We start from the raw sequence: 20,861 nt of genomic DNA on the forward strand, positions 1-20,861 counted from the left end.
AACAACCTGCGTATAACGATCTAATATCATACGCTTAATTTTAACACATATTTGGTGTTGATTTGAGCATATCAGTCGACAAGTAATCATTTTACGGGTAGAATTACAATTTGGATATTAAAAAACCTATCAAACAAACTTAACGGAGACCAATCATGATTGATATTTATCATTTTTCAAAACCACTTTCAACACATTGTCTGACAACGGAACAATGTTTAACAAACATAACCAGCGACATCGCGCAACACGCGCATTTGCATTTTGTCCCACTCATCAATATGGATTTCATCGCAAATTTAGAAAATCACGCACTGACTCCCTCAAAAAGCCATCGTATTTCCGATAGCTCCGAAATACTTTTTAATGTTATTTTAGACTTTAAAGCTGCTCAACTTGAAGGTAATAAAAAAGCACGCACCTTTTTGGTTCAATTACAACACGAATTACTCATTAATCAAAAAAATTATACAAGCACACTTGTTGCTCAGCTTCTGGATAAAATTGGTATCAATCATGCTAATTTTTTAATTAATCGCGCTAATAAGGAAACAATTTCAGCGATTATTAAAGATCAAAAGTTTGCCGAAAAAATCATGCAAAAAAAATGTGCAACCATTGCCTTGACGTTTTCCCAAGAAAACGACACCCAAGTATTAACTGATTTTTCTGTTAATGATCTAGTACTCGCATTTGCACCGCACTTAACACCAACAGTTGATACAGACAGTTTATTACAGAGCCTAAAATCTTATGCTTATTAAAAAATAGGCGTTCACATTTAACATATTTATGCTATGGAGGTCAACGTGCTATCACAAATGATGATTAGCGAATTAACCAATTATGCGACGGAATTTCAGAATCAACCGGTCGCTTATCAAAAAATAATAGCTGCTCTTTCAACATTACATGCCCTTAAAAAAAAGCAACTCCCCTTGACACCACTACCCTCACTTATTTTTAGTGAGTCACAAATTCTAAAAGATTTACGGCTCATGCCAGTTGATGACTTGCTCTCTGAATTTCGACAAACACTGATTACTGATTTTGGTATTTGGCATTTACCAAACCAAAGTTGGATAACAGATTTACATCATTTCATCGCGGGTCGACAGGTACTTGAAATTATGTGTGGTAATGCAATTATGACCTATGCACTACGCGCACTCGGTGATAAAATTATCGCAACCGATAATTTTACCTGGCAAGGACAAGATATACAAACCCCAAGACCTTGGACAAAAGTAACCAAAGTATCAGGACTAACAGCAGTCAAAACCTTACCGTTTGATGTCGTTATTATGAGTTGGGCGCCAGATACAGATACTAGTGATGCAGCTATTTTGACAGCACTACGTGACAAGCAATTCACCGGTGACTTTATTGTTATTGGTGAAAAAAATCAAGCAACTAATTCAAAAAAATTCTGGCAAATTGCTGATCTCACTGTCTCAAAAACTCTGAACCAACATCATAAACAATTTGATTTTATTCATGATCAAGTTTTTATAGTCAAATGATTAACGAAAAGGCTTCAAAGCTGTTAGACAAAATCTAACAGCTTTGAAGCCTTTTCTTGTTTCTTTTTTTAATATGTCATCAAAGCTAGAAATGGTACATCCCCAGCGCGCATGATTTTTTCACGACCTTGTAAATCTTTTAATTCAATAATAAAAGCAACCCCAGCAACAACACCACCAAGTTCCGCGATAATTTCACGCGTGGCATTGATTGTACCCCCAGTAGCTAACAAATCATCAACAATGAGTACACGTTGACCAGGCTTGATCGCATCCTTATGAATTTCAAGCACATTTTCACCGCCATATTCCAAGGAGTAAGATGCACTCACAGCCGCACGTGGCAATTTACCACCCTTGCGTGCTGGCACAAAACCAATATTCAACGCATATGCTAACGGTGACCCGACGATAAAACCGCGCGATTCAGGACCTGCAATTAAATCAATTTTTAAATCTTTAGCAAAATTAGCGATTGCATCAATCGTTTGTTTATATGCAACGCCGTCACCCATTAATGGTGATAAATCACGAAAACTTACACCATCTTCTGGAAAATTCTCGACTGTTGCAACATAATTATGTAAATCTACTGTCATTTTTCTCTCAGAGTGCTGCGCAATGCTAACGAACACGTTTCCATGTCCAACACTCATGCTTTCTGTTTAATCATTAACGGTTTGCTAGAAATTTATGATAGGTTTTTGACGTTGTCAATGCTTTTTGTGGTGCATTTGGCATCACTTTTACAAAGCCGCCATCAATCACTTTTACAAAACCTAATTCAATAAAGACTTGTACCATAATATTAAGATCATTTTTAGTAATATTTAGTTGCCCTGCTATTTTATCCAAATTTTGTGCAAAATTCAAGTCCTGATGCGCATAAATAAATTTATAAACGTGACCAAAAAATTTCTTATGTGCATCATTTTCAACCACGGCTGGCATAGAAACGTCTGTCAATAATAATTGTAATCTTTTCTTACCACGAAAATAATTCAATCCCAATGTTGCGACAAACGATATATTGGCTGGATGAGCAACAATTGTTGTCCACTCAGGATGATTAAAACCAACTGCTTCGATTTGATTAGCGAGTGTTAACTTAAGATGTTGGTTTGTTGATCCCATTGTGACAGCTTTTTCAATCGTTGGTTCTTGTACACCAAAAGTTGGTTGTGCATTTCCTGTCCCAAAAGGTTCTAATAGTGTCAACCCATCATAGACAGATATTGCCATTTTAGATACCGGTAACATCATATTAACAGCTACTGATATTTCAGGCACATCAAGTGTTGGTAATTCTGCTAGTTGCTCACGTAATTTAGACAAGTTTTCCGGAGATATTGCCAACCCTAGTGCACTTGCGTGACCACCAAACGTGTCATAAAGCGCACGATATTGACCCATCAATGTATACAAATCAAAATTATTGTAAGTGCGACCAGAACCTTTGTAAATCCCATCTATTAAGCTCAACACAATCACTGGTTTGTGCAATAATTCAACCAATCGGCTTGCCACTATACCTAAGATGCCTTGATGCCAATTTTCACCTGCAACAACAAGCACTTGATCGTTAGCATGTTTATCCGATAACGCAATTTGTTTGGCAGCACCAAACACTTCTTCTACAAATTCTTGACGTTGCGCGTTGATTGCCTCCACTTGTGAGGCAATTTCAATGGCCTCATCAGAGTCTTGGCTTAACAATAAATCAAGTGCTAGCTGGGCATCGCCTAAACGACCAACAGCATTCAAACGTGGTGCAATTTTGAATGACACCGTTTCTGAAATAATTGGTTGATTCGCCATTTGCCCAGCATTTTTAAGTAACGCGACTAACCCTGGACGTGGATTATCATTTATTTGTTTCAGACCCCATGATACTAGGGTTCTATTTTCATCAGTCAACGACACCATATCAGCAATTTCGCCTAAAGCCACCAAATCCAACATTTCCGTTGGTAGTTCACTTTTATCTGTAATTGATTGGCCGTCTGTTAAAAGCGCTTGTGCGACCTTAAAGGCCACACCAACACCTGACAAATCATCGAATGGATAATGACCGTCTGGGTGTCTTGGATGAACAATAGCATAGGCCTCAGGTAAGGATGGCGGCATTTCATGATGATCAGTAATAATAACATCGACGCCTTGACTCATTGCATAGGCAACTGCTTCATGACCACTAACACCATTATCAACTGTGACAATAATTTGCGCGCCTTCAGTTATTAAACGTTTGTAAACATCAATATTTGGTCCGTACCCGTCTTTAAAACGATTAGGTATATATGCAGTCACATCAGCACCTAACACTTCGAGCGCCTCAACCATGACTGCGGTACTTGTCATGCCATCTAAATCATAATCACCATAGACAACTATTTTTTCACCACCAAATGCTGCTTCGGTAAGCCGTTCAAATGCTTTATCCATATCATGTAATAGCATCGGATCATGTAACTGATCAATACTTGGTTGTAAGTATTGAAAGGCGGATTCAGGTGTTATAAAGCCTTTTTGAGCGACAACGGTTGCAGTTAATGGATCAATATTTAGTTTTGTTGTAAGTTGACGTACTGTCTTTTCTGTTGGCTGTGGTAATATTTGCCAATTGTTTTGACTCATTGTAACCTTCTTTAATGTGTAAGATCAGCCTTACACCTCTTTTTTAAATGGGATATCGATCACATCAAAATCTCTGGCAACGATTGTATTTGGAAAAATACGACGCACATCAGTAATTAATGTTTTGACCATTGGGCCAATATATCTTGCTGATAAATGCGTCAACACCAGTTTATCAACCTGTGCATTATGCGCTGCCATAGCTGCATTAACACTCGTCGAATGCGCATGAGATTTGGCTAATTTTGCTTCCTCATCTCCAGCACCATAAGTACTTTCATGTACAAGTACATCTGCATGGTGAGCTAGTATACCAATATTGTCATTGGGTCGTGTATCTAAAATAAACGTCACAACGCGCCCTTTTTGTGCCGCGCCAATGTAATCATGACCATCTAGCCGACGGCCGTCTGATAACGTTACTTTTTTTCCAGCCTTTAGTTGTCCAAATATTGGTCCTGAGGGTACGCCTTCATGCCGTAATTTATCAACAAGTAATTCACCTGGATGATCTTTTTCTTCAATACGATATCCCCAAGTTTCAATACGATGTCGCATCTTTGCAGCGATCACACGGAATGTTTTGTCTTCAAAAATAACACCTTCAACGATTTCAATATATACCACAGGATATGACAAACGTGTTTCTGAAACGCGTAGTGCTGTTTGCACAAATTCTTTAACCCCTTTTGGGCCATAAATTGTTAGTGATTCATTTTTATTAGCGCCTTGAAAAGAACGGGAACTCAAAAAACCTGGTAGCCCAAAAATATGGTCACCATGTAAATGTGATATAAATATTTTTTCAACTTTACGTGGCCGTATGGTTGTTTTTAAGATTTGATGTTGTGTGGCTTCACCAACATCAAAAAGCCATACCGCATTACGTTCATCAAGTAAACGCAAGGCAATACTAGTAACATTTCTAAATTTTGATGGTTGGCCTGAGCCAGTCCCTAGGAATTCAAGCTGCATGGTATTTTGATCGTTGCATCCGACAAAAAACAACCCTTCGGATGCAATGTATTCTCCTAATCAATTAGATGTATGTGGATCATCTATAACTTATCCATTTTACCATATAACAGCCTCTAATGAAGTCACAATCCAAATACAACATAAAAAACAGCTTTCGCTGCTTAATCTTTATGCCAATTTTTTTGTTGAAACGCCAAACGTTGCGACATTTCTAAGGCCTCACGTGTCGGATCTTTTTTGTAAAAATCCTGATGATATTCCTCGGCCTCATAAAAGGGTTTAGCATCCTCAATTGTCGTTAAAATAGGTTTATCAAATCGACCAGAAGCGGCAAGCGCTGCTCGTGACTTTTCAGCAATTTGACGTTGTGTATCATCTGCAACAAAAATGACTGGTCGGTAACTGTCGCCACGATCTTGAAACTGACCCATAGCATCGGTCGGGTCAGTTTGTTCCCAATAAATTGATACTAATTCAGCATACGTTAACTTTTGCGGATCAAACACTATTTTAACAGCTTCGGTGTGACCCGTGGTATGTGAACTGACTTCTTCATATGTTGGATTAACAGTATGTCCACCTGTATAACCTGATCGCACCTTCTCAATCCCTGGTAATGAATCAAATGGTTGTACCATGCACCAGAAACAACCGCCAGCAAAAACCGCGGACTCAAATTTTTGTGTCATATTTATCCTCCATTAATCCTATTCTACAAATTATAAACAGTTAGTTTTTCACATCATACTATAATCTAAATTAAATTTCAAAGGTTTCTTGCTTTTTAGCCAATTTAACACGTTCAATGTCTTCCTTAGCATGAACAAGCGCCGTTACTAACGCATTAAATGGTGTGTCAATGTGTTCCTGACGACCAATTTTAGCAAAAAAGCCGTTCAGGAAATCAATTTCAGTGCGCTTCCCATTTTGAATGTCTTGATACATGGATGGATAATGATTTCCCGCATTTTCGGGTTTTAAGAGATCAGTTAAATCATTCATAATACCAGTGATATCAACCTTAACACCTTGCGTTGCACCAACTTTTTGAATTTCATCAAGTATATGCAATGCCAAATCCATACCATTGCCTGCTGTACCAAATTCTGAAATGTTGGCATTTAATAATACGGATAATGGATTCAAAACTGAATTAATGCCTGCTTTATGCCAAATAGCGGTTAAAACGTCTTGCGTAATTTCAACATTTAAACCAGCTTTGTTTAAGGCTGCTGCTACAGAAATAGCATCAGCATGTCCGATCGCTTGTAATTTAATTGAACCCGTCCCAGTTGTATGTATTTCACCAGGCTTAACAAGTGAAGACGTCCAAAGTGTTACACCAGCTAAAATTTGATCTCGAGCGACGTGCTTTTCAATTACCTCAATGTTACCCAAACCATTAGATAAAACCAACAGTTGTGTTTTCTGAGTAATAATTGGGGCAATATCTGTCAACATTCGGTCTAATTGCGGGGTCTTTGTCAATAAAATAATTAAATCAAATTCACCGGTAACTTCTTTTGGGGTTACCACTGGTACAAAGTATTTTTTGGGTGGTAAATCATCGTGCACAACTGTTAAACCGTTCGTATTGATTGCAGCAATATGTGCTGGCCAACCATCAATGCCAGTCACTTCGTGCCCAGCTGTTTGTAGCTTCACGCCTAACCGTGAGCCAAGCGCACCAAATCCTGCAATTGCTATTTTCATACTTAATTATACTGCGCACACGATTGCGTACGCTTCCTCCATTTCGTTTAAGTCAGCTTCGTCTCGATTAACTCATTGAAACAGTGACAATATCATCAATATTACATCTCTAGCTTATCATATTTTCGACAGGCATGTTTAGATTAACCATCGCTTTTTTAAGTTAAAAGCACCTTTTTGTCTATACTATCTATTGAAAGCGCAAACCAGGTATTGTGACATGAAAGCGTTATAATAGATGTTAAGGAGGCTTGATCAATTGCGATCAATCATCCAATACTTGCTTTTGAAAGGCGGTTTGAGTTCATGAATAAATCTTTAGGTACACTATTATTTGTTACTGGTTCACTAGTCATCATTGGTGGCTATTTGGCAAAGAAATTGTCACTTTTTAAGTGTGACGATTCAGAAGATTATAAAAAATTTGAAAGTTAATATGACCCATTTGTGGCTTGTTAACTCAGAACTATTTTATGAATAGGAGATTTCTAATGCGCAAAAAGAAAGCTGTAATGATCGGTGCTGGCATAGCTAATATGGCAGCTGCCGTTTATTTGATTCAAGAAGGTCATTGGTCAGGTGAGAATATCACTTTTTATTCGCTTGATCAGCATGGTTCTAATGATGGTGACACAACTGAGTCTGCCACTGATGATTACTGGAATAAAAATCACCCCTTGGAAAACAACAAAGGTTATATTGCTCGAGGTGGTCGTATGCTAAATTACCGGACATATGTCGACTTGATGGACTTACTCAATCGTATCCCATCAACAACTGAAACTGGTATGACAGCTGCAGAAGATACACGGGATTTTGATGCCAAACACCCAACATTTGATAAAGCACGCCTTCTGCAACCTGGCCACGGTATTCTCAATGCCAGTAAATTAGGTTTCAATCGTTTGGATCGGCAGTTGTTAACACAGTTAATTTTAATGCCTGATGAAAATGAGACAAAACTAGATAATATCACTATTGCACAATATTTTGAAAACGACCCACACTTTTTCGAAACAAATTTTTGGTTTATGTGGGAAACAACTTTTGCTTTCCGCACACAAAGTTCAGCACAAGAACTACGCCGTTATATGCATCAAATGATCTATGAATTTTCACAAATTGAACATCTAGTTGGTGTTAATCGCACACGTTATAACCAATATGAAAGCATCATGTTGCCCCTGATTAATTATTTAAAGGCACAAGGTTGCCAAATTATTTTAGATCGTCGCGTGACAGCATTCGAGTTTAAAGAAACATCGATGACGGACGAAATTACCGTAACTGGTTTAAAAATGATTAATACAACCACAAACGAAAAAGAACACGTGTCAATTGATGATGATACTGGCGTTTTATTTACAAATGGATCTATTACAGATTCCGCAACGCTTGGTGATTACAACACACCGGCGCCAGAAAATATGGATTATGGTGCGGCATCTAGTTTATGGAAACAAGCAACAAAGCACTTCTATAATCTCGGAAATCCTGATAAATTTTTTGCAGATCGCGACGCAAGTGAATGGGTTAGCTTTACACTGACAACCAAAAATCATTTATTATTAAACGAAATTACACGTATCACAACACAATTACCTGGTAACGCACTAAATTCATTCTTGTCTACAACGCCCATAACACCATTAGGACAAATTGACGTTGATATGTCAATTGTCGCTCACCATCAACCTCATTTTACGAGCCAACAGCCCAACGAAACGGTTATTTGGGGATACTTCTTGTATCCTAGAAGAGATAGCTTGCTTTTTGGAAAACCTTACTTAGAATTAACTGGGAAAGAAATGGTGTTAGAATTAATTTCACACTTATCTCAAGTCGACTCCGGTCCAATCAATATTAAAGATCGTGAATCAGAAATTTTAGACAGTGTTGTCAATAATATTCCTGTCTATATGCCTTATGCTTCAGCGCTATTTAATAATCGTGCTAAAATAGATCGTCCGGAAGTCATTCCGGACCATTCGACTAATTTAGCCTTCACTGGAGAATTTGTTGAACAACCCTATCAAATGGTGTTCACAGAACAAAGTGCGGTTCGTTCTGGTGAAATTGCAGCCTATCATTTCGCAGGTGTACCTATGAGCAAACTGGTTAAAACCCCTAAATATGACCATGACATTAAAACGTTGCTTAGAGCAACAAAAAAGATGTTTTCTTGACTGAAAAAATCATCTGAACAAAATATAAAAACAGTTACTTTTTGAATGGCATTCAAGAAGTAACTGTTTTTATATTGTTTAATCTATTTTTTATAAATTCACATGCCAAAATAATCGAAATACTGTTTCAAAGTAGCATAGTTTGTTTTGTGTCGCGCTTTTTTTGGATTTGGATCACCTACTAAAAAAATTTTGACGCTTTTTTCAAAGTAATGAATTAGGGTATTAACATTTTTAACGGATAAATTTTGTGCCTCATCAATAAAATCACAGCTAAAATATTGTTATACTATATTTTCCCCATAAAAAGAACCGCTTAATTCAGATTTTCCCAAATTAAGCGGTTCACTTCAAGTTTCTTATCATTTATTCGTATCTTTAAATGGTGACTACCATCTCATTATTTAAAAAGTTTCTGATAGGCTTCGTAAATATCATTTGTTGCATTGAAATGACCATCAATTTTTTTATCAATGAGTTTAACTTTTAGGTTTTTTCCAATCGCATCTGTAAAAATACTCATGTTCTGAGATGCACCGCCCAATATAATCGGCATGCCTTTAAAGTTAGTATCAATATAGCTGACAATATCTGGCGAGGCAGCTTGGTAAAATCTTATCTGATCGTTCTTCTTTATTTCTTTTGCTGGATTGTGTCCATGTACTGACACAGATTTGTTGCCTACAGATACATGATTGCTCTCACCTATACGAAATTCAGTGCCCAGATACTTCTGTAATGTTAACTCACCAAAATCTTTGGTTATGTCTTGAATACCACGGTCATCTACTAGATAAACAGTAATTGTCTCATAATCAACATCAAGAATTAAATTGGTTGGAAACTTAAGACTCAAGGCTTCTAGTCTTTCTAAGCGAGGCGTTTTGTCAATGACGATCTCATCGTCTTCAATCTCCAAGTGTGGACTCGTGTAGACGTGTACCTCGTCTCCCATCACAAAGATAGCTGATGTTACCTGTCGCATTTCAGTTAAGCGGTCCTTTGCCATGGCATCTTCAAATGACTTTATATTAATATCGACACTGATTTTTTTCTGAATTTGATTTAAACGCGACTTGTTCTCCGAAAAATTATCGTTAGATCTAAAATAGATACTAACAGTCCGGTCAATGTGCTTGCTTTGCTGAGTCACGTTCTTCATGAATTCTTCTAAATAGACACTTTTCATAAGTTCCTCCATTGTTCTGCCTGCTTCGATTTATATTTCATCTATAATTATATCATAAAAGCAATGTAAACGTTTTCACAATTTAATACAGTTGCTTTCGTTTTATCTCTGCCAAAAAGTAGCATTAAATGCGTTCAAGGTTTAAAATAAAATCAAGGTTATAATGATTCTATCATGCACACTGACGCGCCACTCATACTATCTTGGTATTTAATATCATTTAAATTGGAAGCAATAATGGATAAATTTATTAAACAGCAAACACCTCTTTCACAATCTCATCACATGGCAATTCCTTGGCAAAGTCTGATTCAAAACGATAAGCAACCAGCTAAAGACGCCAGTTTGCCAGAACGTGCTTCAATTGTTGGTCGTATTGGCATCCAAATGTTGTCATGTGGTACTGGTGCATGGCGCGTTCGAGACGCAATGAATAAAATAGCTAGAAAATTAGATCTCAGTTGTTCTGCTGATATTGGTTTAATTAATTTAACATATACTTGTTTTAGTGATGGTCATAGCTATACACAACAACTATCATTACCTAATACTGGTGTAAATACTGACAAATTAAACACACTAGAAAACTTTGTCAAACATATAGGCGATACTTTTTCGACGTTAACCGTACGACAGGTTCACAACAAAATCAACGACATTCAAAACAAGCCCAAACAATATTCGCCTATAGTCGCTGGCTTAGCAGCTGCTCTTGCATGTAGTGCCTTTATTTTTCTACTTGGTGGTGGCATACCAGAAATGATCTGTTCTTTTATCGGTGCCGGTATTGGTAATTTTGTCCGCGCAACCCTAGGAAAACACACGATTACTACGCTCGTTGGTGTCGCTATCAGTGTTGCCATTGCCTGCTTAGTCTATATGTTTGCCTTCAAAATATTTGAAACCTATCTTCATGTCTTAGTCCAACATGAAGCAGGTTATATTGGCGCAATGTTGTTTGTTGTCCCCGGTTTCCCTTTTATTACCAGTATGTTAGATATGTCAAAATTAGATATGCGCTCCGGCTTAGAAAGATTAACCTATGCTATCATGATTACTCTGGTTGCAACCCTAGTTGGTTGGTTAGTCGCGTTATTTTTTGATTTTCGACCTGAAAACTTTTTACCACTCGGACTATCCCCCATCGTTATTGGCTTACTCAGATTACCGGCCAGTTTTTGCGGTGTCTATGGTTTCTCCATTATGTTTAATAGTTCACAAAGGATGGCTATTGTGGCTGGCTTTATTGGTGCACTTGCCAATACTTTACGCTTAGAATTGGTCGATTTGACAACCATTCCACCAGCAGCAGCGGCATTTGTTGGTGCACTTGTTGCTGGATTAATTGCTTCAATTGTCACACGTTACAACGGCTATCCCAGAATTTCATTAACGGTCCCAGCAATCGTTATTATGGTTCCTGGCTTATATATTTATCGCGCAATTTACAATATTGGCACAAATCAGATAGCAGTTGGCGCGCTTTGGATGACCAAAGCTGCTTTAATTATGATGTTTTTACCCCTTGGTCTATTCGTAGCACGTACACTGCTAGACAAAAATTGGCGCCACTTTGATTAATATTAGTGTTTAATATAATTGTTATTATGCCATTCAAACAATTTCCCAAAAAAAAGGCCCTAGTCAGGCCTTTTTTTGATGTGTCCACACACTGTTATTACTGATGGGGGCAGTCACATGACACGCGACTAATGCTATTCAGATAGGGCTTTTTTAGTCCAGTCCCATCAAAAACGCATTCAAAGCTTCACGCCAATTCAAAATTTCAAATCCAGTGGATTCAGCTTTATCTAAGCTCATGACAGAATGTCTTGGCCGATAAGCCTTTTGCGGGAACTCGGCACTTGTGACTGGTGCAATTTCAACATCAGTGTTTTTCAAAATCTCACGGGCAAAGTCAAACCATGTTGTTGTCCCCGTATTAGACAGATGATAAACACCATAAGTTGCCTTAACATCAACTAAATGTAACATGAATTCAGCTAATGTTCGCGTCCAAGTTGGTCGGCCTAATTGATCATTAACAACTGTTAACCTAGGATGTGTTGTGGCTAATCGCTGCATTGTATAGACAAAGTTATTCCCAAACTCACCAAATACCCAACTGGTACGTACAATATAAGCATCAGCGCCACTTTCCGTGACTGCTAATTCACCGGCTAACTTAGCACGGCCATATGCGTTTTGCGGGTTCACCGGATCTGTTTCAACATAATCATTATTTTGGGTGCCATCAAAGACATAATCTGTGGATACAGCTACTACCTTAGCTCCAATTTTTTTAACCGCATCAGCGACATTTTTAGTGCCATTAACGTTCACTTGCCAATTCACTTCACGGCCGTCATCTTCTGCCAAATCAACTTTAGTATATGCAGCAGCATGTAATATAACATCTGGCTTGACTGATTCAAAAGTTGCAAGTACTGCTTCACGGCTTGTAATATCTAATTGTGTCGAGTCAAAAGCCACAAAATCTAGTTCACGTTCACGCAATAACTTTTGTAATTCTTGACCTAATTGGCCGTTTGCACCTGTGATTAAAAACTTCATTTTACTTCTCTCCCTCATAGACAAAAAACTCACATGATGTGAGTTTTTAATCGTCTTTACTGGTTGTTTTGCGCGTACTTATCTTCAACTTCAGATTTTTCTGCTTGCCACCATGATTGGTTATCTTCATACCATTTGATTGTGTCAGCTAAACCTGTTGCAAGTCAGTATATTTTGGCGTCCAACCTAGTTCTTCACGAATCTTTGTGGCATCAATAGCATAACGCAGATCATGGCCTGAACGATCTTGGACAAACTCAAAATCATCTTCGGACTTATTCATATCCTTTAAAATAGCGTGCAAGACAGAAATATTGTCTTTTTCACCGTCAGCACCAACTAAATAAGTTTCACCAATTTTACCTTTTGTTAAAATTGCCCAAACAGCTGTTGCGTGATCATATGTATGAATCCAATCACGAACAAGTAAATCAGAACTTAGATATACAGACCACCACGTTCAGAAGAATTCACATTGACTGCAATATCGACAGCCCCAGTATCATAAAAACAAAAACCTGTCACGGCATAATTAGGTTTTAGTTGTGCTGACTTTTATACAATGTAAATTGCTGTATCACTACTATCAACTTCTAACACACCTAGCCGTTGTGCTAATTAATATTTATTGCCTAATGATTATATTTAAATATACATCAATCAAAAAAAACTTCCCATTTTAATAAAATATCTGCCTTAACAAAAAACAAAGCAATAATATACACAATAATTCCCAAAGTTATTTCCAATATAACTGCACATATAGTTTTTGGCAACCAAATATCAACCAGAATTATAATTAGAAACATAACCAAACTGCTAAATAAATACTTATGTATATTAGAAAATAACATTTTTTTAACGTTTAACTTGTTCTTTATGCCAAAAAGTAAATATGCAAGTACTATCAACTCACTAATTAAAGTTGAGATTATTGCACCATAAACCCCATAATTTCGGATAAAAAGTAAGTTTAGTATTATATTACTAATTGCTCCAGCAAAAGTTGATCCGATATATTCTTTGTTAAGACCTGATGGGATTAAGTATTGATTTGTAATGGCGATACTCCAAGAAATTAATATAATAATAGGGCTTTCAAGAATAATTAAATTACTTACAACGCCAAAACCTTTTCCTAAAAATAAAGGAACAAATTTTGATGAAATTGCTATTAAGCCTAATACTAACGGAAATGACAAAAAGTTAATAAATTGAAAAGATTTATCCATATAATGATTTACGCCCTTTTTATCTCCTTTTGCTAATAAGTTAGCAATCCTAGGCATTAATACAGCTGATATTGAAGACACAATGGTTAGTGCTAAACGTACAAGAGTATCTGATGAGCTAAAGAAACCAACCGATTTAATAGAATCCATTTGTCCAAGCATTGTTTTATTAACAACTAAATAAATTTGAGTAGCTAGTTGTGGAATAAATAACAGTAAAATAGGCATTACGTGCTTTGAAAAATGGAGCTTGTTTACATCAACAAAATAAATCTGCCCCTTTAAAAAAGGTATCAATATGAAATTTCCAATTAAAGTAGAGCCTGTAATAATTAAAATATAGATAGTTAAATCACTTTTAGTATGTACCAATGAGAATATAAGTGCTAAAGAAATAATCTTTACTGCAACATTACGTGTAATAGTCTTCTTAAAATCTTCAATGCCTATAAAATACCAAGATACATCGAACATATTGGCAACAAGTGTTAAAGACTGCGCGATTATCAAACTCGTATATTCGTTGTAAATTGTTAAAAAAAAAGCTAATAATAAAATAGATATGACTGTTGTAACAATCTTTAAAATAGCAACATCCCAAAAAACTTTTGATCGATTTTCTTTGCTATCTTGAACATAAGCAACTTGTCTACTTCCGTATAATGATATACCTAAACTCCCTAATAGAACAAAATAGGACATTATTGAATTAGTATATGAATATTTTCCCAATCCGTCTGGTCCAAGAACACGGGACACGTAGGGCATAGTTACCAGAGGGAGAATAATTAATAAAACTTGATAAGTCATATTATAAAAAAAGTTTTTTAGAACTTTCATGATTTTTCTCCCACTGAATTGAAATAGATAATATTCATTGTCCAAGACTACGCATTCTACTAATTTTTTTTATTATAAAATCAAATTTTAAATCTAAACTTATTATTACTATTAGGTAAAGAATAATATCTTTAGCTATCCTTGACTTAAATATTCCTAATCTAATTTTAGATTTTTTTATCTTTTTAACTATTTTTTTATATGAATCATCATGATTTGATACATTTTGATAGTCTAATAACAAATAAATCCATGATAAACTCAGAAAATAATTCATCCTATTCAATTTTTTATTCAGTATATATGAATTTTGCGTATACTTTTGTATATTTTCTTCAAATTTATCTAAAGCTAACATTCTATTATCGACTTCTTCATCTAATTTATTAGAAGTGATGGATCCAATCCTCTCACGTCGATAAAAATAGCCTACTTTTTCAACTTTAACAATACTTTTTGCCAAAGCCATAATAACATGTATAATTGCGGTATCTTCGTAAGTAATACCTTTGTTAAATTGAAAATTATTTTTTATGTAAAAAGACACATTAAAACATTTGTTCCAAATGACTTCTCCATAACGTTTTAGTTGTTTATCAAAATGGGTAACCAATTTAACTTTATTAGATCCATCGTCAAATTCCCCGTAATCAAACACCAAAATATCTGGTTGATTACGTTTAACAATATATTCGTTTAGAATAAATAATAGGTCGACATCAATATAATCATCAGAATCAACAAATAGAATGTAATTTCCTTGTATATATTTAGTACCATAATTACGTGTCTCAGCTAAGCCTGAGTTACTTTTTGAATACATTTTCACTTTGTGACCTACATTTTCAGTAGATTTTCGTGCTACCTTAAATGAATCGTCAGTTGATCCATCATCTACTAAAATCAATTCCCAATCAGAGTAGCTCTGTTCAACTATGGAATTAATAGTATGGGCTATATATCTCTCTGAGTTAAACATGGGCACAATAATAGAAAAAAATGCTCCTTTATTTATATCATTACTCATTCGTTTTCTCTTTCTGTCCACTACTCGTTTGAATTACTACGAATAGACTCATTATGAAAAATAAAGCTGTCATAATAAAAATCAGCCCCATTATCAAATCCAATTACAAACTTATACATCCCAACGAACGACACAAATACCAATAAAGAATACCAAAATATTTTATTGATTATACTAATTTTTACAATTAAGTAATCAATAATCACAGGATATGTAAATAAAAAATAAAAGCCATAACGAACCATAATTGGTGATGTGGCAAATACAGAATAAATTGGAAGCAAAAGCATAAAGAGCCTAATCATTAGTAATTGTTTTTCATCATTCAATTTCAGCTTGTTAAAATTTTTAATTAAGAAAAAATCAACAATTAAAAATTCTATAAAATGAAGAATGCTTGATAAAATACCCACCTCGCCATACAACGTTCCGTTTGAAGCTTCTGAAATTTTCTGAGCACCTGAACCAGATACTATATTCGAAAAAAAGCCAAACATCGATATAACATCTACGTGTAGAAATACTAAAATAAAACTGAAAGCAAATAACATTGTGTACCATAATAATCTTTTTTGAGTTATTTTTATTCTATTAATCCAATATATCGGTATTAAAATTACAGCAGAAAAATGTACAGTTGCTGCAAAAATAATTAACAACATGTATGGAACAATTTTTTTATTTAAAATGTATCTCAGAGATAAAGCGAATATTGCGACTGCTACTGATTGACGCATATATATAAAAGAAACATCTAATAAATATTTATACACAGCAATAACAATAAAGATATTAATGTTTGTCATATATTTTTTTAAAACAAAATATAGCGTAAACCAAAAAAATATTGCAACAAAAACAGTTAGTCCATAAAAATTGAATCCCATGCTTTTAATGGTTGAATTAATGAATGTCCAACCAACATCACTTCCTATTAACCCATTTTGTTGAACATAGTTAACTAGATTTAAATGGTTCAAGGTTGGCGCCAACTGGAACATATACTCGTAATTACTGTAATCGTAACCACCTAAATGGTACCTTGTTCCCGATAACAAGGCTAATAAGATAATTACTATACTAGCAAAAATATTTTTGATTGCGCCGATATTTGTAATTCCAGAGATTATCATGAATATTCCGGAAATACAAAGTATTGAAGTATAAAAAATCAATATTTTTCCCTCATCTTTTTTTCCAATAGTAATAAATAATAATTGCTGGTAATTTCAAAAGTCTTTCAGTAAGTGTATCATGTCCAAACTCAGTTTTAATTTCATTACCGGTCAAAGTATGTATAAATTTTTGATTAGACAACTTATAGACATTGAAAGCTAGTGCGTTTTTAATCTTATACTTTAGTGATATAACTTTAACATTTTCAAGTAGTCTATAATATTTCATTAGTCCCACCGGAGATTGAAGTCTCATTAGTCTCCCGCGTTTGCTCAATCCGTCATCTTGATAGCCCCCAACTACAATTGTATATGATATATTTACTGTACTATACAGTAGAGCCACATTTGTCCAAAGCCAACCTTCTGGAAAAAATTTTTCCTTATTTTTATATACCGGAAAAGGAAATTTTTTAAAAACAGATGCCCTGATGGTTTCAGCAAAGTCACCCGCAATAGCTTTTTTTATTCTGTAATCTAAGTCAGATCCAGAATAAATTTTTTTAGGAAACTCACCAAGTTTAACTCCGGATTGATTTACTCGCTCAAATACAACTGTTGCATACTCTTTATTCTTATACACGGAATCCCAGTAATGCCTAATAGCGGCTACAGCATCAGGAACCAAAATATCATCACTATCTACAATAGTAATGACGTCTCCAGTTATGTAACTATGCGCATAATTCAGAGCTGTATGTTTACCACCATTTTCTTTTCTAAAATAGTTAATTCTAAAGGCATTTTGTTTTGTTGAAATTTTTTTAATTACTTCAAAAGTATTGTCTGTACTCCCATCATCAATAATAAGCCACTGAAAATCTTGGTCTGACTGTTTTCCTAAACTATCATATAATTTTTGTAAAAGCTCAACACGATTATATGTTGTTGTGAGTACTGTAATATTTATTTTCAACACCGTATACCTCTCTTAAAATAGATTGGAAATGAGAAATACTATTTTTCGTTTTTACGTTTTCTTTTGCCATACATGATTTTTTAGCTAAATAGGTTTCGTTACTTAACAGTTGAATAATTTCAGCAGACATTTCTTTAATTGAATTTGATAACATACCAACATCCTCATTTACCAAGTCTACAACACCACCAACTGGTGTTGCAACGACAGGATTTCCTAGTAGCTGTTCTTCAAGAATGCTAAGACCAAACCCTTCCCATTTTGAAGTAGACACACCTATCTTGGAAGATTTAATATAAGGGTATGGGTTAGAAGTAAATCCAATTAACTCAATGTTATCAGTTAACTCATTATTCCATATAAATTTCTCAGTCTTTTCTCTTAAAGGACCATCCCCAAGTATATTAGCCTTAACATTAGGAAAAACTTTAGTAATTAATTTAACTATCTCTAAAAACATGATAGGATTTTTTTGCTCAACTAATCTTCCAACATAAATCAAATCAGATCTTGGAGCAACAAACATATCAGCCTTTCTTAAAATAATAGAATCATTGACTATGTTCTTTAAAATTAAGACATCTATATTCTTTTTAATGTACTGACTAAATATATATTCATCAATAATTGACTCGGAAACTACTATAATTTTATTATATTTAGGAATACTCCATCTATATAATAATGGTAACAGTCCGAATCTCCGCATTCGAGGATCATTATTATGAAGATGTGAAATCACAAATCCACCATAACTGTGTATGTAACTTGCATTTCTGGCAATCATGATACTTGCTCTAAAATCATGAGCATGTACTATAGTTGGTTGATTATTCTTAATTACATTATAAACTGTCTTAGATGTTAATTTTTTAATTACAATATGACGAATATTAAATTCTTTTAAAATTTTGTCAATCGCTCCTGAAGGAGAAACATACACATGCTCACAATCATTTATTAACGTAGCTATATTAATTACAACATTCTCAGCACCAGAATAATTTCCAGTGTTCAAAAAATGAAACACAACCTTTTTTGACTTATTTAATCTTACTATTTTATCTTGCTTATTCATAAATTTTCTTCATTTCATAATCAACTTTTCTTTTGTCAAAATTAATCAGCTCGTCATTATCTATTGTATTTTTTTTATAATTGTATTTCGATTTTTCAAATATAATAGCAGCAAGAATATTTGGGTCGCTCGGTGGGAAAGTTTTACCTATTGACTTATTTAATATATAGTCCCGTATACCACGTATATTACTTCCAATAATGTATAGTCCAGCAACAACTGCTTCTAAACCAGCAACACCAAGGCCTTCTTGAAACGATGGAAATATAGATATATCACTAGCATAATTAATATCATGTACATCCGAGCGGTAACCTAATAATTTAAAATGTTCACCAAAATCAAAACTTTCAGCAAGTTCGTTAAGCATTGCACCATTCGCACCGGTTCCGGCAATAATGTAATAAATATTTTGTCTTTGTTCTGGCGTCATTTCTTTTAAAGCTTGCAACACAACTCTATGATTTTTACGATCACTTAACTCACCAACTGATGATATCAAAAAAGCGTCTTCTGGAATATTTAATTCTTGACGTACTCTTTTTCGTGCTTCCTGCTTTTCTTCATCAGTTACACGCCATGCTTTTTCTACATCAACGCCTATGCCATTAATTTTAACAATATGTTTGGCATGCATATGTTTCTTAGCAAGAGTATAATCTTCATCATTAATAGTGATCAGCGTATCTGTTATGAAGGAAAACAACCATTCCAGCGGATAGAAAACGAGCCAACCACTCTTAGGTCCACCTTTAAAGAAGTGAAAGCCATGTGCTGTATAAATTGTTGGCACCTTAAATTGTTTTGCAACAAGGCGACCTAAAATGCTACCTAACGGTGAATGTACATGAGTGAAAGTGAAGTCATATTGTTGAAACAATCGACGCAGTTGCTTAATCGAACGTAAGTTTCCCTTTAAAGAACCCATACGCCTTTCAAAGTCAATCTGATGCGCAATAACATCATGATTAATCATCCACTGTTTAAATCGTTCATCCTCTTCTGATGACATAGATCCAAAGTCTACCATATTTGTAGCAACATGAACTTCATAACCTAAACCTTGCAAAATTCCAATATTGCGATGATTAAATTGTTGAATCATATTAGCCTTTGCTGCTAACATTAATACTTTCTTAGTCATGCTTCACCACGTCTTTACCTGCATCATCAATATCTGTTTCCTTGAATATACCATCACGCTTCATAACAGATACAAACGTTTCAACAGTTAACAACATGTCTACTCTAAAACTTAGATGTGCTGCATACTTAGCATCATAAGCAGCCTTATCTTCATCAGAAAGATTATTACGACCGTTGACTTGTGCTAATCCTGAAATGCCAGGTAAGACTTGATCAGCACCATTATGTTTACGTAGAAATAAAACTTTTGAATCTGTTTTAGCTAAAGGACGTGGTCCAATAAAACTCATATCACCTTTAATAATGTTCATTAATTGTGGCAATTCATCTATCGAAGTTTTTCGAATGATCATACCAAAAGGTGTGACATAACTGGTAATATCATCGAAATCTGAGTTTGCTTTTACCGGTGCCTCATCTGTCATCGACCGAAATTTATATAGCAAAAAAGGTTTAGAATTCATACCGTATCGTTCTTGTCTAAATAAGGCGGGTCCCTTTGAAGTAAACTTTATAATTAGCCCGATAACAATTAGTGGGATAAATAAAATAATAGCCATTGGAACAGCAAGTAATAAATCAAGTACTCTTTTAACAACTTTTTTATACAACATTGCGGCTCTCCTGTATCTCATCTCTCATAG

General features: G+C 35.0%; 19 protein-coding genes and 1 pseudogene. 5 read left to right on the plus strand and 15 right to left on the minus strand.

The window, feature by feature from the left end:
- Nucleotides 1–155 precede the first annotated feature (155 nt).
- Nucleotides 156–764: a DsbA family protein gene (locus EUI_RS0106160; protein WP_010016831.1), complete on the plus strand. Its 609-nt coding sequence runs from the start codon at nt 156–158 to the stop codon at nt 762–764.
- A 45-nt stretch (nt 765–809) separates the two neighbouring features.
- Nucleotides 810–1,523, plus strand: coding sequence for a methyltransferase domain-containing protein (locus EUI_RS0106165; protein ID WP_010016833.1), 714 nt, complete (start codon nt 810–812; stop codon nt 1,521–1,523).
- 68 nt (nt 1,524–1,591) lie between these two features.
- Here the strand turns inward: EUI_RS0106165 and EUI_RS0106170 are convergent, their stop codons facing one another.
- The 5 genes from EUI_RS0106170 to EUI_RS0106190 form a co-directional block, all read right to left on the minus strand.
- Entirely contained in the window at nt 1,592–2,122 is a 531-nt protein-coding gene (locus tag EUI_RS0106170; RefSeq protein ID WP_010016834.1) for an adenine phosphoribosyltransferase, read from the minus strand.
- A gap of 73 nt (nt 2,123–2,195) precedes the next feature.
- Nucleotides 2,196–4,160, minus strand: a complete 1,965-nt coding sequence (recJ, locus tag EUI_RS0106175; RefSeq protein WP_010016835.1) for a single-stranded-DNA-specific exonuclease RecJ — start codon at nt 4,158–4,160, stop codon at nt 2,196–2,198.
- 30 nt (nt 4,161–4,190) lie between these two features.
- Entirely contained in the window at nt 4,191–5,135 is a 945-nt protein-coding gene (rnz, locus tag EUI_RS0106180; RefSeq protein ID WP_010016836.1) for a ribonuclease Z, read from the minus strand.
- 164 nt (nt 5,136–5,299) lie between these two features.
- On the minus strand, nt 5,300–5,827 hold the full coding sequence (gene msrA / locus EUI_RS0106185) for a peptide-methionine (S)-S-oxide reductase MsrA (RefSeq protein WP_010016838.1): 528 nt from the start codon (nt 5,825–5,827) through the stop codon (nt 5,300–5,302).
- Nucleotides 5,828–5,897: 70 nt separating this feature from the next.
- Nucleotides 5,898–6,851: a ketopantoate reductase family protein gene (locus EUI_RS0106190; protein ID WP_010016840.1), complete on the minus strand. Its 954-nt coding sequence runs from the start codon at nt 6,849–6,851 to the stop codon at nt 5,898–5,900.
- Nucleotides 6,852–7,157: 306 nt separating this feature from the next.
- On the opposite strand from EUI_RS0106190, the gene EUI_RS10905 reads away from it, so the two are divergent.
- Nucleotides 7,158–7,286 (plus strand): hypothetical protein, encoded by a 129-nt coding sequence (locus tag EUI_RS10905; RefSeq protein WP_010016841.1) that lies wholly within the window; start codon nt 7,158–7,160, stop codon nt 7,284–7,286.
- Nucleotides 7,287–7,342: 56 nt separating this feature from the next.
- Entirely contained in the window at nt 7,343–9,037 is a 1,695-nt protein-coding gene (locus EUI_RS0106200; RefSeq protein WP_010016842.1) for an oleate hydratase, read from the plus strand.
- A gap of 400 nt (nt 9,038–9,437) precedes the next feature.
- Here the strand turns inward: EUI_RS0106200 and EUI_RS0106205 are convergent, their stop codons facing one another.
- Entirely contained in the window at nt 9,438–10,226 is a 789-nt protein-coding gene (locus tag EUI_RS0106205) for a baeRF6 domain-containing protein (protein ID WP_010016844.1), read from the minus strand.
- A 237-nt stretch (nt 10,227–10,463) separates the two neighbouring features.
- Between EUI_RS0106205 and EUI_RS0106210 the strand changes: the two genes are divergently transcribed.
- Complete coding sequence (locus EUI_RS0106210) at nt 10,464–11,807, plus strand: threonine/serine exporter family protein (RefSeq protein ID WP_010016846.1); 1,344 nt, start codon at nt 10,464–10,466, stop codon at nt 11,805–11,807.
- A 153-nt stretch (nt 11,808–11,960) separates the two neighbouring features.
- On the opposite strand, the gene rfbD is transcribed toward EUI_RS0106210, so the two are convergent.
- The 9 genes and pseudogenes from rfbD to EUI_RS0106255 form a co-directional block, all read right to left on the minus strand.
- The gene (gene rfbD / locus EUI_RS0106215; RefSeq protein ID WP_010016847.1) at nt 11,961–12,800 is read right to left on the minus strand and encodes a dTDP-4-dehydrorhamnose reductase; all 840 of its coding nucleotides are present in this window, start codon (nt 12,798–12,800) and stop codon (nt 11,961–11,963) included.
- A 56-nt stretch (nt 12,801–12,856) separates the two neighbouring features.
- Nucleotides 12,857–13,224, minus strand: a pseudogene (locus EUI_RS10110) (GDP-mannose 4,6-dehydratase); the annotation flags it as partial.
- Between the two features lie 232 nt (nt 13,225–13,456).
- Nucleotides 13,457–14,872 carry a flippase gene (locus EUI_RS0106225; RefSeq protein WP_010016849.1) on the minus strand — a complete coding sequence of 472 codons (1,416 nt, stop codon included), beginning with the start codon at nt 14,870–14,872 and terminating at the stop codon, nt 13,457–13,459.
- 34 nt (nt 14,873–14,906) lie between these two features.
- Nucleotides 14,907–15,899, minus strand: coding sequence for a glycosyltransferase family A protein (locus EUI_RS0106230; protein WP_010016850.1), 993 nt, complete (start codon nt 15,897–15,899; stop codon nt 14,907–14,909).
- Nucleotides 15,900–15,919: 20 nt separating this feature from the next.
- Nucleotides 15,920–17,074: an EpsG family protein gene (locus EUI_RS0106235; RefSeq protein WP_013231430.1), complete on the minus strand. Its 1,155-nt coding sequence runs from the start codon at nt 17,072–17,074 to the stop codon at nt 15,920–15,922.
- A 10-nt stretch (nt 17,075–17,084) separates the two neighbouring features.
- Nucleotides 17,085–17,993 (minus strand): glycosyltransferase family 2 protein, encoded by a 909-nt coding sequence (locus tag EUI_RS0106240; RefSeq protein ID WP_010016854.1) that lies wholly within the window; start codon nt 17,991–17,993, stop codon nt 17,085–17,087.
- Nucleotides 17,953–19,071 (minus strand): glycosyltransferase, encoded by a 1,119-nt coding sequence (locus tag EUI_RS0106245; protein WP_010016855.1) that lies wholly within the window; start codon nt 19,069–19,071, stop codon nt 17,953–17,955. The genes EUI_RS0106240 and EUI_RS0106245 overlap by 41 nt, the downstream gene beginning before the upstream one ends.
- A complete protein-coding gene (locus tag EUI_RS0106250) occupies nt 19,064–20,215 on the minus strand; it encodes a glycosyltransferase (protein WP_010016856.1) in 1,152 nt (383 codons plus the stop codon). The genes EUI_RS0106245 and EUI_RS0106250 overlap by 8 nt, the downstream gene beginning before the upstream one ends.
- Entirely contained in the window at nt 20,208–20,831 is a 624-nt protein-coding gene (locus tag EUI_RS0106255) for a sugar transferase (RefSeq protein ID WP_010016857.1), read from the minus strand. The genes EUI_RS0106250 and EUI_RS0106255 overlap by 8 nt, the downstream gene beginning before the upstream one ends.
- Nucleotides 20,832–20,861: the final 30 nt, after the last annotated feature.

This window comes from Leuconostoc gelidum subsp. gelidum KCTC 3527 (assembly GCF_000166715.1).
GTDB lineage: Bacteria > Bacillota > Bacilli > Lactobacillales > Lactobacillaceae > Leuconostoc > Leuconostoc gelidum.